This window comes from Bacillus licheniformis DSM 13 = ATCC 14580 (assembly GCF_000011645.1).
In the GTDB taxonomy this organism is placed as follows: Bacteria; Bacillota; Bacilli; order Bacillales; family Bacillaceae; genus Bacillus; species Bacillus licheniformis.
The window spans coordinates 2,485,757-2,499,293 of sequence record NC_006270.3; the positions used below are offsets into that span (position 1 = coordinate 2,485,757).

The window sequence follows — 13,537 nt, forward strand, 5'->3', positions numbered from 1 at the left end:
TTCCGAAAATCAAAAAAACCGCAAGCTTTTCAGCTTGCGGTTTTACATCTTATTTCATCCACTCAGTGTGGAAAATGCCTTCTTTATCTGTACGCTCATACGTATGGGCGCCAAAGTAGTCGCGCTGCGCCTGAATCAGGTTGGCCGGCAGGGTTGCAGTGCGGTAGCTGTCAAAGTAAGCGAGAGCGCTTGAGAAGCAAGGTACAGGAATTCCTTGTTCAACCGCAAGAGAAATCGTTTTGCGGAGGGCTCCCTGATAGCTTTCAACGATATTTTTGAAGTACGGGTCAAGAAGCAGGTTGTCAAGCTCTGGATCGCGGTCATACGCTTCTTTGATTTTTTGCAGGAACGCCGCGCGGATGATGCATCCTCCGCGGAAAATCATCGCGATATCGCCGTATTTCAAATCCCAGCCGTATTCTTCTGATGCGGCTTTCATTTGAGCAAAGCCTTGGGCGTAAGAACAGATTTTGCTCATGAAGAGCGCTTTTCTGACCGCTTCGATCAGCTCTTCTTTGTTCTCAGCGGCAGGTTTCGCTTCAGGTCCTGCCAGAAGCTTGCTCGCTTTGACGCGCTCCTCTTTCATGGAAGAGATGAAGCGGGCGAAAACAGATTCCGTAATGATTGGAAGCGGAACGCCCAGGTCAAGAGCGCTTTGGCTTGTCCATTTTCCTGTGCCTTTTTGACCTGCTTTATCGAGGATGACGTCAACAAGCGGCTTGCCGGTTTCCTCGTCTTTTTTCGTGAAAATATCAGCCGTGATTTCGATCAGATAGCTGTCAAGCTCTCCCTTATTCCACTCGGAAAAGACTTCGTGAAGCTCATCTGATGACAGACCGACAATGTGTTTCAAAATAAAGTAGGATTCTGAGATCAGCTGCATATCGCCGTATTCGATGCCGTTATGAACCATTTTTACATAATGGCCGGCGCCGTCAGGACCGATGTATGTCGTACACGGTTCGCCGTCCACCTTGGCAGAAATAGCTTCAAGAATCGGCTTGACAAGCTCATGGGCTTCCTTTTGTCCGCCTGGCATGATAGACGGCCCTTTCAGAGCGCCTTCTTCACCGCCGGAAACGCCGGTGCCGATGAAGTGAATGCCGCTTTCGGCCAGCTCCCTGTTTCTTCTCTGCGTATCTTTATAATATGTATTTCCGCCGTCAATCAAAATGTCGCCTTTTTCAAGATGAGGCAGAAGCGATTGAATCGTTGCGTCTGTCGGTGTTCCAGCTTTGACCATTAAAAGAATTTTGCGCGGTTTTTCAAGAGATTCAACAAACTCTTCAATGCTGTATGTACCGACAACGTTTTTGCCTTCGGCTTCTTTCAGAAACTCTTCGGTTTTCTCGCTTGATCTGTTGTAGACAGAAACTGAAAACCCGCGGCTTTCAATGTTTAAAGCCAAGTTTTTTCCCATTACTGCTAAACCAACTACACCTATTTGTTGTTTTGCCATGTCTAACGTCCCTTCTAAAGCGTTTAGCATTATAGTTTAATTTTTATTTAAATTGAAATTACCACACTTTGACCTACATTTTCAAGCTATTGATCTTGTCTCTCGTCTTGGAAAAAATCTTTGTTAAAGCTTGTTCCGCTCGTTTTGCTTTCTTTTTTCACAATCCTGACCCCTTTTTTGATGAGGTCTGTTCCATATTTTTCATTCAGTTCGGCCATCACTTTTTGGATCGGCTCATCTTTGGCATCCTCATGAAAGGAAAACAAATCAAGCTGTTTGACGGCTTCCTTTCGATTGACGAGGTCTGTTCCCGTCACGCCCAAAAGCCTGACAGGGCTTCCGTGCCAATGCTGCCTGAAAAGGGCTTTCGATTCCTTCGCAATTTCGTCTTTTGAATCGGTCGGATTCAGAAGGGTCTTGCTTCTTGTTATGTTCGTCCAGTCCGCAAAGCGGATCATGATGAAAACTTTTGCTGCCATGACCTCTTTTCGCTTCAGCCTGTCGCTTACTGAGATTGAAAGCTTGTCAATCAGTCCGAACAGCTCTTTCTCATCTGTGCTGTCATGCGGGAGGGTCGAGGAATTGCCGACGCTTTTGAATTCGTATATTCTGTCGGGATTCACTTCTCCTGTGTCGATGCCGTTTGCCCTTCTTTTTAAACGGGGGCCGTTGATGCCGAGGAGGCGCTTTAAAGCATACTCATCTGCGGCAGCCAAATCGCCGATCTTTTCGATCTCGAGCGTCTTAAGCTTTTCGGCGGTTTTCCGGCCGACTCCGTACATCTCGCTGATGTCCATGGGCCAAAGAATCCGGGGCACTTCACGCTTTCTCAAAATCGTAATGCCGAGCGGCTTTTTCATATCCGAAGCCATTTTGGCCAGGAATTTATTCGGAGCGATCCCGATGCTTGACGGAAGCAGCAGTTCCTTTTGAAGGCGCTCCTGAATTTCCTTTGCCGTTTCGCATGCCCGATTTCTGTATGGCGTATCCGTTAAGTCCATGTACCCTTCGTCGATCGAAACAGGCTCGACAAGGTCCGTGTACTCCCTGAGCACTTGAAACATTTCTCTTGAAGAGCTTCTGTAGCGGTCGAAATTCGGCGGCTTGACGATCAGCTCGGGACAGAGCCGCTTCGCTTCCCAGAGCGGCATGGGCGGTTTGACGCCGCGTGCTCTCGCCTCATAGCTGCACGTGACGACGATTCCTTTCCGCTCCTTCGCATTTCCCGCGATGGCTAGCGGCCTGCCTTTCAGCGAAGGGTCATACGCCATTTCAACAGACGCGTAAAAGCTGTTCATATCGATATGAAAGATGACTCTCCCCTTTTGTTTATCAGCAGACAAAACGGCTCCCTCCTGGCACTCTGATTAGACATCCCGGCTTTCATATAGTAAGATGTTAAATGAAACGGAAGTGATAAAAGATGATTCTTGAATCTTTCAACGATGCTTTTTTTCTGATTGAGTTTTTCACAATCGTCCTCCCCGCACTGACGGCGATCGGTATCGCCCTGATCCTGAAGGATTGCAGTACGGGAGACAGCTGGAAAACGAAACGGTTTGAAGAATATCATGCAATACAGTTTGTTTCTGCAGTCGATTTTCTCATCATCCTATATCATCGCATTACGGTATGGATAAGTAAAGTCATTCGCATGAAAGCTTCATCGAACGACGATGAAGACCACCGTTTCCTTCTTCTTTCAATTTAAACGTGAAGGGCGTCCGGCATACGGGCCCTTATTTAGAAGGAGGAGAACGTGTTGAACACGAAACTAAAGCAATTGTTTGCGACTGCAATGTTTTTGATCATGACTATGTTTATAGGTGAACAAGCTTCGGCAGCCACCGGCAGCACCGGAGGAAGCGACAACTTCTTCCACCATTATGTCGTGGTGCCTTTTTCAGAGCTGATTAAGGGAATCGCCGGAATCTTCCACGGAAACTACGGATTGTCGATTATTTTTGTGACCATCATCGTCCGGGTTCTCGTTTTTCCGCTGTTTGCCAACCAGTATAAAAAGCAGCGGGCGATGCAGGAAAAAATGGCGCTTGTCAAACCTGAGCTGGATGCGATTCAAAGCAGGTTAAAAAAGACGAAAGACCCCGTGAAGCAGAGGGAAATCCAGCAGGAGATGATGCAGCTTTACCAAAAGCACAACATCAATCCGCTGGCGATGGGCTGTCTGCCGATGCTGATTCAGTTTCCGATTCTGATCGGTTTCTATTATGCGATCCGCTCGACGCCTGAAATTGCTTCGCACTCTTTTCTCTGGTTTAACCTCGGGCATTCTGATATTATCGTATCTTTAAGCGCCGGGTTCATGTATTTTATCCAGTTCTATGTGTCTCAAAAGCTGAACGCACAGAACGCCCAATCAAATCCGGCGGCTCAGCAGTCCGCCAAAATCATGGGCTTCTTTTTCCCTGTAATGATGACGATCTTTTCGATCAATGTCCCTGCAGCCCTGCCGCTGTACTGGCTGACAAGCGGACTGCTTCTGACGATTCAATCGGTCGTTCTTCATCAAGTTTACCAAAAAAACAAAAAAGCCATTCAGCCTGCTGAATCGGCTACAAAATAAAAAAGCTTGCGCCTTTAAAGGCGCAAGCTTTTTTGCGTTTCCCTTTAATCTTCTCGATCGCGACTAAAGGGCTGATGAGAATAATGAGACGGCTCTTTTGTTCGAGAACGCCGCTCTAAGAGCTGAAACGAACGGCAACTTCCCCTGTAAAACCCCGCCTTTATGAACGATTCGCTACTTCCTCAATAATGGCAACGACCATTTCTGCAGTTTTGACAAGTTCCTCAATCGGCATTTTTTCGTTTTTCGTATGGATCTGTTCATATCCGACTGCAAGGTTGACAGTCGGAATGCCGTGGCCTGCGATGACGTTCGCATCGCTTCCTCCGCCGCTCGTCAACAGCTCGTACGGACGGCCGATTTTCCCGGCGGCTTTTTTGGCAATTTCAACGACAAGATCACCGTCTTTGTATTTAAAGCCCGGGTACATGACTTCGATTTCCACCTCGGCTCTGCCCCCCATTTCGGCGGCTGCCGATTCAAACGCCTGCTTCATTTTTTCCGTCTGCTTTTCCATTTTTTCCGGAACAAGCGAACGGGCTTCAGCAAGAATGTCGACTTGATCGCAGACGATATTGGTTTGCGTTCCGCCCTCAAAGCGGCCGATGTTAGCCGTCGTTTCCTCGTCGATGCGGCCAAGCGGCATTTTGGCAATCGCTTTTGAAGCGATCGTGATCGCTGAGACTCCTTTTTCCGGCTCTACACCGGCATGAGCCGTTTTTCCATAGACAGTTGCTCTAATTTTCGCCTGTGTCGGCGCTGCCACGATAATATTGCCGACCTTCCCGTCGGAATCAAGCGCATATCCGTAATCGGCTTTGATCAGCGAACGGTCTAGAGCCTTCGCTCCGACAAGCCCCGATTCTTCACCGACCGTAATGATAAATTGGATCGTTCCGTGCGGAATGTTTTTTTCTTTCAGCACTTTTACGGCTTCTAGCATCGCTGCAAGGCCTGTTTTGTCGTCGGCTCCCAAAATTGTTGTGCCGTCTGTTTTGACATATCCGTCTTCAATGACCGGCTTTACGCCTTTTCCGGGTACGACCGTATCCATGTGGGATGTAAAGTAAATCGTGTCCGCTTCTTTCGTTCCCGGAAGCGTGCACACGAGGTTGCCTGCTCCGTGCCCGGTTTTTGGCTTTGTGTCATCTTCCACGACATCCATTCCAAGCGCCGCAAATTTTTCTTTCAGCACCTTGCAGATTTCAGCTTCATGTTTTGTCTCGGAATCAATTTGCACAAGTTCTAAAAACTCTTCTAACAAGCGTTTTTTATTCATACTAGTTTCCCCTCCATTTTTTAAAGCGGTATATTTCCATGCTTTTTGTCCAGCCGGATTTCTTTTTTGCTCTTCAGCATGTCAAACGTTTGGATCAGCTTCTTCCGCGTCTCTTTCGGATCGATGATATCGTCAACCATGCCGTATCTTGCAGCGGTAAAAGGGCTTGAAGCCTGCATGCACTTCCGGATTTTTTCCTCCCGGGCGGCCCGCGGGTCGTCTGACCGTTCGATTTCCTTCGCAAACAGCACGTCTGCAGCTTCCGAGGCGCCCATCACTGCAATTTCTGCATTCGGCCACGCAAACACGGCATCCGCTCCAAGCGCCTTGCTGTTTAAAGCGACATATGCTCCGCCGTATGCTTTTCTTAAAATGACCGTCACCTTGCTGACAGTGGCTTCCGCATACGCGTAAAGGATTTTGGCGCCGTGCCTGATCACCCCGCCGTGCTCTTCGCGTATTCCCGGAAGAAAACCGGGACAATCAACCAAAGTCAAAATCGGGATCTGAAAGGAATCGCAAAAACGGATAAACCGGGCGATTTTGTCAGCCGCATCCATGCTGAGGCTTCCGGCTAAATACTTCGGCTGGTTGGCCACGACCGCCGCCGTTTCCCCCGCTATCCTTGCAAAACCGATCACCGCGTTTTTGGCAAAATGGCACTGCACTTCAAAAAATGTTCCGCCGTCTGCGATTTCCGCGATGATCTGTTTGACGTCATACGGACGCTGACCGTCTTCAGGCAGGATCGTCATTAAAGCAGGCCTTATCTCATGATCTTTCGCCTTTCTCGCCTTGGCGGGAGGCTTTTCTTCGTGATTCTGGAGGATGTAGGACAAGAGCTTGCGCACCTCATGGAGGACGGCCTCATCGGAATCCCCGGAAAAATGGGCATTCCCGCTGATTGAATTATGTATATAGGCGCCCCCCAATTCACCGGAGCTGACAGCCTCGCCTGTCGCCGTTTTGATGACTTTCGGACCGGTAATAAACATCTGTCCGGTTTTTTCGCTCATGAAAACGAAGTCGGTCAAAGCGGGGGAATAAACCGCGCCGCCCGCACAAGGGCCGAGAATGACAGAGATTTGCGGAATGATGCCTGAGCAAAGGACATTTCGGTAAAAAATATGACCGTATCCATCTAATGATAGCACACCCTCTTGAATTCTCGCACCACCTGAGTCGTTCAGACCGATGAACGGCGCCTTATTTTTGAGGGCAAGATCCATGACGGCCGCTATTTTTTTGGCGTGCATTTCTCCGAGCGCTCCGCCGGTGACGGTAAAATCCTGGGAAAATAGATAAACGGGCCGCCCGTCGATCTTTCCGAATCCCGTGACAACCCCGTCGCCTAACGGGCCGCCGGACTGCCGGCTTCTGGCAAAGGCATTCAGTTCAGTGAACGTCCCCTCATCAAGCAGAAGATCAATTCGTTCTCTGGCGGTGAGCTTGCCTTTTTGCTTCTGCCTGTCGATCCGTTCCTGGCCGCCTCCGAGCGAAGCTTTTTGGCGGCTGTTGTTTAAATCGTCGACTCTTTCAAACATATTCATCACGTTCTGCCCCTTCTCTATTTGATTCCAAGAACGAAACTTGTCCGATGAAAAAAAGCAGTATAAAATAATGGGAGATTAAAAAACAGAGGTGAAAAGCTTGTCTCGAAAATTCATCAAGTTCATGGTTATTTTAATGATCGGCGTCATGGTGCTGACCACTCTGCTTACCGGAATCAGCATGATTTTTTAATACAGATCATGAAAGCAGGCGATTCTTTTTTCGGAGAAACGCCTGCTTTTTTCGGGCTCAGGCTTCCGGGAAGAATAGAAAAAACCGCACAAGCTTCTCCCTGTTTCATTAGATTGACCAATGAAGGAGAAACTCATGCGGTTATGCAGGAGATTTAATACCTTTAAAGTAACTCTTAATCACAAGATACTGTTCCATTTCGCCGAGAAAAATGAAAAGAGCAGCGCGCGCTTCAAATTCTTCTCGTGTCGTCGGCAGCTCCATCTCTTCGATTTCCTCTCTCATTTTCACGAGCCGCTTCAAAAATTTATGAGCCGTATTTCCGGGATGGATGGCTCCTCTTAAATCATGGAGAAACGCCGCGATCATCTGCCCCTGTTCAACCGTCATCGAAATCGACGTGATTTTCGGCAGAACCCTTTCGATAATTTCAAATTGCTTTTCTCTCATTTTAAAGTAGTGATAATAGAGGTTTTCGTGCCTGAGAAAATGATTTTCCACATCGCGGTATGCCAGGGTCTTCGCTTCATTGATCAAACGGTGCGTCTCAGGAATCTCTTTTCCCGTCCAATCCTGCTCCCCGGTCAGCAAATACCGTTCGATTTCTTCAAAAATCTTGGCAAAGTTATCTTCTATTTTCTGCTGATACTGTTTGAGCTCTTTATCGAGGCTCGGCATGTACAGATTCATCAGCAGGGCTACGCCGATTCCCGTAATGATGATAAGGAATTCGTTCCAAACGAGAGAAAGGGTGATCCCTTCCGACATATAAAGGTGAAGAATGATGACCGAACTTGTGACGATTCCTTCTTTTATTTTCAGAAGAACGGTTGTCGGAATAAAGAACAGCAGCATCAGACCGATGACAGCAGGATGATAGCCGATCAGCTCAAAAAATGCGTATGAAAAGACGATCGCAAGAATGCATGCTGCAAACCGTGCCCATGATGCCTGAAGGGACCGTTTTTTCGTCACTTGAATACAGAGGATCGTGATGATCCCTGTCGACACAAAATTATGGAGGCCGAGCAGCTGTGCGATATAGATGGCCGATGCTGTTCCAAGCGCTGTTTTTAATGTGCGATAACCTATTTTAAACATCGTTAACCCCAATCTTTTCTGCTAGTCTTAGTGAATAAAAAAGAAGAAGATCAGCATCTTCTTCAGCTTATTTTATAGTATTTTCTCTAAAAAGTCTTGAGCTCTTTTCGATTTTGGAGAAGAAAAAAACGCTTTAGGATCGTCGTCTTCTACAATGGTTCCTTCATCCATGAAAAGCACTCTGTCGGCGACTTCTTTGGCAAATCCCATTTCATGCGTCACGATCACCATCGTCATCCCGGTTTTCGCCAAATCCTGCATCACTTGGAGCACTTCTTTGACCATCTCGGGATCAAGAGCTGATGTCGGTTCGTCAAACAGCATGATATCCGGATTCATCGCCAGCGCCCTCGCAATCGCGACGCGCTGCTTTTGTCCCCCTGATAAACGGTTCGGATAATCATCTTTTTTATCGAGAAGCCCCACTTTCTCAAGCAGTTCTTCCGCTTTTTTCACAGCCGCCTGTTTGCTTTCTTTTTTGACATGGACAGGTGCATACGTAATATTTTCAAGAACCGTTTTATGCGGAAACAAGTGAAAATGCTGAAAGACCATGCCGATGTTCTCTCTGATTTTCAGCACATTTGTTTTCGGGCTTGTAATCTCTTGATCCTGAATGAAAATGCTGCCCTCCGTCGGCTTTTCGAGCAGGTTTAAGCAACGCAGAAACGTGGACTTGCCTGATCCCGACGGGCCGATGACTGCGGCTACTTCGCCTTTTTCAAAGGAAACGGAAATATGTTTAAGCACCTCGTGCTTTCCGAAAGATTTTGAGAGATTGCGAACATTAATCATTGACATTCAGCTTCCTTTCAATCGCTTTGCCGACAAACGTCAGGATCAAAACGAGCACATAGTAGATGAGGCCTGCAAACAGCATCGGCTCAAGCGGGCTGTAGATCGCAGCTCCCGCCTGATAGCTTCGCCTCATTATATCGCCGAGTCCGATGACGGTGACAACAGCCGATTCCTTTGTCAGTGTAATCGATTCGTTGATCAGCGCGGGCATGATATTTTTAAAGGCCTGCGGCAGCAAGAGATCCTTCATCATCTTTGCATACGGGACGCCCAGAGCCATCGCCGCCTCTTTTTGCCCTTTGTCGATCGCATTGATTCCTGCTCTGATGATTTCTGATACATAAGCAGCGGAATTTAAGCCGAATGCGATGACGGCCGCCCAATAAGCATCAATATCAAAGCCCAGCACCTGAGGCAGTCCGTAATAGACGATCATCAGCTGCAGAACGAGCGGTGTCCCCCGGAATATGGAAGTGTAAAAGTCTGCAATCCATGCGAGGGGCTTGATCGAACTGATTTTTAAAAGCGTAATCAAAACCCCCAGCAAAAATCCAAGCACGGCCGCAGCCGCGACCACTTTTAAGGTAACGCCCAAGCCTTCCAGGATGAAAGGCATTTCGGGTACTGTACTAGAAAAATCAAGAAAATTCATGATGACTCTCCCTCTCCCGCCTCATGATCAAAGAGGCGTACATCGCTTTAGAAAAAAAAAGTTCAACAAAAAGTTGAACTTTTTACGCTTACTTTTTTGTTTCTCCGCCGAACCATTTTTCTTTCAGTTTATCAAGTTCTCCGCTTTTCTCCATTTCTTCAAGCGCTTTGTTGAACTTCTCGGTCAAATCGCTTCCCTTTTTAAAGGCGATCGCGGAGCCGGCTTTTTCATCCGGTTCTTTCGGCAGATTGTAGCCAACCAGTTCTTCATTTTTATTAATATATTTTTCGGCAACGATATCTTCAATGATTGCAGCGTCAAAGGTGGCCCGCTTTGATTTCTTCAGTTAAATCCGAAATGCGGTTGCGGTTTTCAACTTTTAAATCGTAATCCGGCGTGAGCTCCTTTGCTTTTTCTTCCTGGATGGAGCCAAGCTGTACGCCGACCGTTTTTCCTTTCAGATCGTCAAGCGATTTGATGCCGCTTGATTTTTTTGTAACGATCATGTTGTGAGCCGTATAGTAGACATTTGAAAAATCGACCTGTTTTTTGCGTTTAGGCGTCGGCGTCATTCCTGAAAGCACAATGTCGACTTTGTTTGTTTTAAGAGCGGTCACCAAGCCGTTGAAGTCCATGTCTTTCACTTCGATTTCATGGCCCGTCTTTTCAGCCAGTGCTTCGGCCAGATCAACATCAAAACCGACAATCTTATCCCCGTCTTTCGATTCAAAAGGCGGGTAATCGGCAGAAGTTCCCATCACCAATGTTTTTTTATCATCAGAGCTGCTGCTCGTCCCGCAAGCAGTCAATGCAAATGTGACACATGCTGTCACTACCAGTAACATCCATTTTTTCATGTTGTGTATCCCCCTGAACCTGTTTGAATATTTATTCGTTGTTATGTATTTTAAACATTTTCCGAGGCGGATGCAATACCATTTTGAAAAATAACTAAAAAACCTTTAAATAAGCCTTTAAATACCAATTGAACGCCTGTGCCTTTATCTTTCTGATTGCATACAAAAAGCATTTTTATACACAAAAAAAGCCTGCCATCTGTTTTGGCAGGCAGTTTTTCCATTATACTTCTTCACAGTATTCTTCAAACAGTCCTTGAAGCTTGGTGATGACAGCCATCGGCTCATAGCCTTCAATTTCATGGCGCTCCACCATTTTTAAAATCTTGCCGTCTTTCAAAAGGGCGAATGACGGAGAAGAAGGCGGATATCCTTCAAAATATTCTCTTGCTCTTGCCGTCGCTTCTTTGTCTTGTCCGGCAAAAACGGTGACGAGATGATCAGGGCGCTTATCGTAATGAACCGCATGGTGCGCGGCAGGTCTTGCAATCCCCCCTGCACAGCCGCAGACGGAGTTGACCATGACAAGCGTAGTGCCTTTTTTCGTGAGCGCTTCATCGACCTCTTCAGGCGTTTTCAATTCGGTGTAGCCGGCAGCCGTTATTTCTTGTCTGGCCTGGCGTACGACATCGTTCATAAACAGATTAAAATCCATGTTCACTTTAAGATCTCTCCTTTTTAGCGCTTATAGCATGATGCTAAAGCCGCTGTTTGCTCATCTGTTCTAATGATACTTTGAAACCGCCCGGACCGCAAATCAGGCGATTCGTGTTCCTTCAGGTTTACGGAACGGGCAGCCCGGGGAAAAATAAGTAAAGACCCTATAAACAAAGGAGTACTTTATGAACCGAAAGAAAGCAATGCTGATTTACAACGGGAATGCAGGGCAAAAAAATGTTGAAAAAACACTCGGTGCTGCCGTACCGATTCTTTCACAAGCTATAGACGAACTCATCGTGAAACCGACGAGAAAAAAGCGCGATGCGTTCGAATTTTGCCTGGAGATCGGGGAGGATATCGGGCAGTTGTTTATCTTAGGCGGTGACGGGACGGTGCATGAATGCATTAACGGGATTAGCCAGCTTCAAACCAAGCCAGATATCGGCATCCTCCCTGGCGGTACATGCAACGACTTTTCGAGGGCGCTCCGCATTCCCCAGAACATAGAGAAAGCGGCGGAAGCGCTCGCCAATGGAAGTCCCGTCCCGGTCGATGTTTTAAAAGCGAATGATCATTATTGTCTCAACTTTTGGGGCATCGGATTGATCACGGAAGCTTCCAGCCATATCAATCAAACGGAAAAAGCGCTGCTCGGGAGAATCAGTTATTTTACAAGCGCACTGCGGACAATCTCCAATCTTGAGCCCTTCTCTTTTCGTCTGTCGATCGACGGAGAAGAGTTTGCTGACGAAGCGGTCATGGTCGTCGTGCTGAACGGCCCCTTTATCGGAACGAACAAGATCCCCCTTCCGCAGCTGAGCATCAACGACGGAAAAGCGGACATTCTCGTCTGCCGGAATACGAATCTGGCTGCATTGAAAGAGCTTTTTGCAATGGATGATCCCGAATGGGATTCCTTTAAAGGCGAGCTATCCTATTATCAGGGGCAAACCGTTCGAATTGAAACCGCCCTTCCCATGGAAGCCGATACAGACGGCGAAATCTGCACAAAAACGCCGGCTTCAATCGAGGTGCTAAACGGGCACCTCCGCATGCTCACCCCCTTAGAAAAAGAAAAAAGCTGACCCTAAACGGGCCGGCTTTTTTAATAGATGGACGTATGATCATCGATCTGTTCAAGAATCTCTTTCACACGGGCAAGGAATCTGCCGCAAATGAGGCCGTCAAGCACTCTGTGATCGAGGGATAAGCATAGGTTCACCATATCCCTGACCGCGATCATGCCGTGCTCCATGACGACGGGACGCTTGACGATCGATTCAACCTGCAGGATGGCAGCCTGCGGATGGTTGATGATCCCCATCGACTGAACCGATCCAAACGAACCGGTATTATTGACCGTAAACGTACCTCCGCTCATATCCCCGCTGGTCAGCTTGCCGCTTCTGACCTTATGAGCCAGTTCGGAGATTTCCCTTGCGATGCCTTTAATCGTTTTTTCATCGGCATGCTTGATGACAGGAACATATAACGCATCTTCAGTCGCTACTGCAATTGAGATGTTGATGTCTTTTTTCTGAATGATTTTATCTCCGGCCCACATGCTGTTCATTTGCGGGAATTCCTTCAGCGCCTGTGCGACTGCTTTGACAAAAAACGCGAAAAAGGTCAGGCTGAAGCCTTCTTTTTTCTTGAATTCGTTTTTTATTTTGTTGCGGTAGCTCACAAGACCTGTGACATCCACTTCCATCATCGTCCAGGCATGAGGGATTTCATGCTTGCTTCTGACCATGTTGGTCGCAATCGCATTGCGGATTCCAGTTACAGGAATCTCAACGTCTCCGGCCGCACTTTGAGGCGGTGCAGCTTGAGGTGCGGCTTGCGCCGGTTTTTGATCAGGTTCAATCGCTCCCGCGGCATTTGCACCCGGCTGTTTTTCCGGCGCTGCATCAGTTTGAGGAACAGCTCCGGAAGCAATGATGCGCTGGATGTCTTTTCTTGTGATCCGTCCGCCGGCGCCTGTACCTTCCACCTGCTCCAAATCGATGTTGTGCTCTCCGGCAAGTCTCAGCACCGCCGGGGAATAACGTTTTTTCTGAGATGTATCTTTCGCCTCCGGTTTGGCCGGCTCCGCTTCCTCTTGATCTGGCTTGGAAACAGCCTCAGCCTCCGGTTTCGCTTCTTCATTTGTTTCGACTTTGCAGATGACGTCTCCGACTTGCAGAGTTTCGCCTTCCTTCCCGACTAGCTCGGCAATCGTTCCCGTGAACGATGAAGGGACTTCAGCATTGACCTTATCCGTCATCACTTCAGCAATCGGATCATATTTGTTGACGTGATCTCCGACGCTGACGAGCCATTTGCTGATGGTTCCCTCAGTCACGCTCTCCCCGAGCTGCGGCATTGTCATTTGTTCCACTGCCATACGATGTGTCCTCCTTCG

The 13,537-nt window shown here is 47.7% G+C and carries 14 protein-coding genes and 1 pseudogene; 4 read left to right on the top strand and 11 right to left on the bottom strand.

Annotation, left to right across the window (positions count from 1 at the left end):
* Positions 1-49: 49 nt before the first annotated feature.
* On the bottom strand, positions 50-1,459 hold the full coding sequence (gene gndA / locus TRNA_RS34215) for an NADP-dependent phosphogluconate dehydrogenase (RefSeq protein ID WP_003183299.1): 1,410 nt from the start codon (positions 1,457-1,459) through the stop codon (positions 50-52).
* Between the two features lie 86 nt (positions 1,460-1,545).
* The gene (locus tag TRNA_RS34220; protein WP_003183301.1) at positions 1,546-2,802 is read right to left on the bottom strand and encodes a DNA polymerase IV; all 1,257 of its coding nucleotides are present in this window, start codon (positions 2,800-2,802) and stop codon (positions 1,546-1,548) included.
* An 80-nt stretch (positions 2,803-2,882) separates the two neighbouring features.
* Here TRNA_RS34220 and TRNA_RS34225 point away from each other — a divergent pair, with 80 nt between their 5' ends.
* Together TRNA_RS34225 and TRNA_RS34230 are read left to right on the top strand one after the other, a co-directional pair.
* A complete protein-coding gene (locus TRNA_RS34225; RefSeq protein ID WP_003183303.1) occupies positions 2,883-3,170 on the top strand; it encodes a hypothetical protein in 288 nt (95 codons plus the stop codon).
* 48 nt (positions 3,171-3,218) lie between these two features.
* A complete protein-coding gene (locus TRNA_RS34230) occupies positions 3,219-4,043 on the top strand; it encodes a membrane protein insertase YidC (protein ID WP_003183305.1) in 825 nt (274 codons plus the stop codon).
* A 160-nt stretch (positions 4,044-4,203) separates the two neighbouring features.
* On the opposite strand, the gene TRNA_RS34235 is transcribed toward TRNA_RS34230, so the two are convergent.
* A complete protein-coding gene (locus tag TRNA_RS34235; RefSeq protein WP_003183307.1) occupies positions 4,204-5,322 on the bottom strand; it encodes a tripeptidase T in 1,119 nt (372 codons plus the stop codon).
* Between the two features lie 20 nt (positions 5,323-5,342).
* A complete protein-coding gene (locus TRNA_RS34240; RefSeq protein WP_011198104.1) occupies positions 5,343-6,872 on the bottom strand; it encodes an acyl-CoA carboxylase subunit beta in 1,530 nt (509 codons plus the stop codon).
* A gap of 91 nt (positions 6,873-6,963) precedes the next feature.
* Here TRNA_RS34240 and prli42 point away from each other — a divergent pair, with 91 nt between their 5' ends.
* Positions 6,964-7,065 carry a stressosome-associated protein Prli42 gene (gene prli42, locus TRNA_RS43720; RefSeq protein ID WP_016885946.1) on the top strand — a complete coding sequence of 34 codons (102 nt, stop codon included), beginning with the start codon at positions 6,964-6,966 and terminating at the stop codon, positions 7,063-7,065.
* 141 nt (positions 7,066-7,206) lie between these two features.
* Here the strand turns inward: prli42 and TRNA_RS34245 are convergent, their stop codons facing one another.
* From TRNA_RS34245 to TRNA_RS34265, 6 genes and pseudogenes are all read right to left on the bottom strand, one after another.
* Entirely contained in the window at positions 7,207-8,166 is a 960-nt protein-coding gene (locus tag TRNA_RS34245; protein WP_011198105.1) for an aromatic acid exporter family protein, read from the bottom strand.
* Between the two features lie 72 nt (positions 8,167-8,238).
* Positions 8,239-8,961 carry an amino acid ABC transporter ATP-binding protein gene (locus TRNA_RS34250; RefSeq protein ID WP_003183318.1) on the bottom strand — a complete coding sequence of 241 codons (723 nt, stop codon included), beginning with the start codon at positions 8,959-8,961 and terminating at the stop codon, positions 8,239-8,241.
* Complete coding sequence (locus TRNA_RS34255) at positions 8,954-9,616, bottom strand: amino acid ABC transporter permease (RefSeq protein WP_003183320.1); 663 nt, start codon at positions 9,614-9,616, stop codon at positions 8,954-8,956. Before TRNA_RS34255 ends, TRNA_RS34250 begins: the two co-directional genes overlap by 8 nt.
* An 88-nt stretch (positions 9,617-9,704) precedes the next feature.
* Positions 9,705-10,473, bottom strand: a pseudogene (locus TRNA_RS34260) (transporter substrate-binding domain-containing protein).
* A gap of 50 nt (positions 10,474-10,523) precedes the next feature.
* Positions 10,524-10,697, bottom strand: coding sequence for a hypothetical protein (locus TRNA_RS43900; protein ID WP_017473919.1), 174 nt, complete (start codon positions 10,695-10,697; stop codon positions 10,524-10,526).
* The gene (locus tag TRNA_RS34265) at positions 10,697-11,134 is read right to left on the bottom strand and encodes a BrxA/BrxB family bacilliredoxin (RefSeq protein WP_003183325.1); all 438 of its coding nucleotides are present in this window, start codon (positions 11,132-11,134) and stop codon (positions 10,697-10,699) included. The genes TRNA_RS43900 and TRNA_RS34265 overlap by 1 nt, the downstream gene beginning before the upstream one ends.
* 181 nt (positions 11,135-11,315) lie before the next feature.
* Here TRNA_RS34265 and TRNA_RS34270 point away from each other — a divergent pair, with 181 nt between their 5' ends.
* Positions 11,316-12,218, top strand: coding sequence for a YegS/Rv2252/BmrU family lipid kinase (locus TRNA_RS34270; protein WP_011198106.1), 903 nt, complete (start codon positions 11,316-11,318; stop codon positions 12,216-12,218).
* 20 nt (positions 12,219-12,238) lie between these two features.
* Here the strand turns inward: TRNA_RS34270 and TRNA_RS34275 are convergent, their stop codons facing one another.
* Positions 12,239-13,519 (bottom strand): dihydrolipoamide acetyltransferase family protein, encoded by a 1,281-nt coding sequence (locus TRNA_RS34275; protein WP_003183330.1) that lies wholly within the window; start codon positions 13,517-13,519, stop codon positions 12,239-12,241.
* Positions 13,520-13,537 lie beyond the last annotated feature (18 nt).

Coding starts and splice junctions, on each gene's coding strand:
- TRNA_RS34245 (WP_011198105.1), bottom strand. CDS start 8,166: ATGTTTAAAATAGGTTATCGCACATTAAAAACAGCGCTTGGAACAGCA.
- TRNA_RS34255 (WP_003183320.1), bottom strand. CDS start 9,616: ATGAATTTTCTTGATTTTTCTAGTACAGTACCCGAAATGCCTTTCATC.
- gndA (WP_003183299.1), bottom strand. CDS start 1,459: ATGGCAAAACAACAAATAGGTGTAGTTGGTTTAGCAGTAATGGGAAAA.
- TRNA_RS43900 (WP_017473919.1), bottom strand. CDS start 10,697: ATGGAAAAACTGCCTGCCAAAACAGATGGCAGGCTTTTTTTGTGTATA.
- TRNA_RS34225 (WP_003183303.1), top strand. CDS start 2,883: ATGATTCTTGAATCTTTCAACGATGCTTTTTTTCTGATTGAGTTTTTC.
- TRNA_RS34235 (WP_003183307.1), bottom strand. CDS start 5,322: ATGAATAAAAAACGCTTGTTAGAAGAGTTTTTAGAACTTGTGCAAATT.
- TRNA_RS34250 (WP_003183318.1), bottom strand. CDS start 8,961: ATGATTAATGTTCGCAATCTCTCAAAATCTTTCGGAAAGCACGAGGTG.
- TRNA_RS34275 (WP_003183330.1), bottom strand. CDS start 13,519: ATGGCAGTGGAACAAATGACAATGCCGCAGCTCGGGGAGAGCGTGACT.
- TRNA_RS34240 (WP_011198104.1), bottom strand. CDS start 6,872: ATGAATATGTTTGAAAGAGTCGACGATTTAAACAACAGCCGCCAAAAA.
- TRNA_RS34270 (WP_011198106.1), top strand. CDS start 11,316: ATGAACCGAAAGAAAGCAATGCTGATTTACAACGGGAATGCAGGGCAA.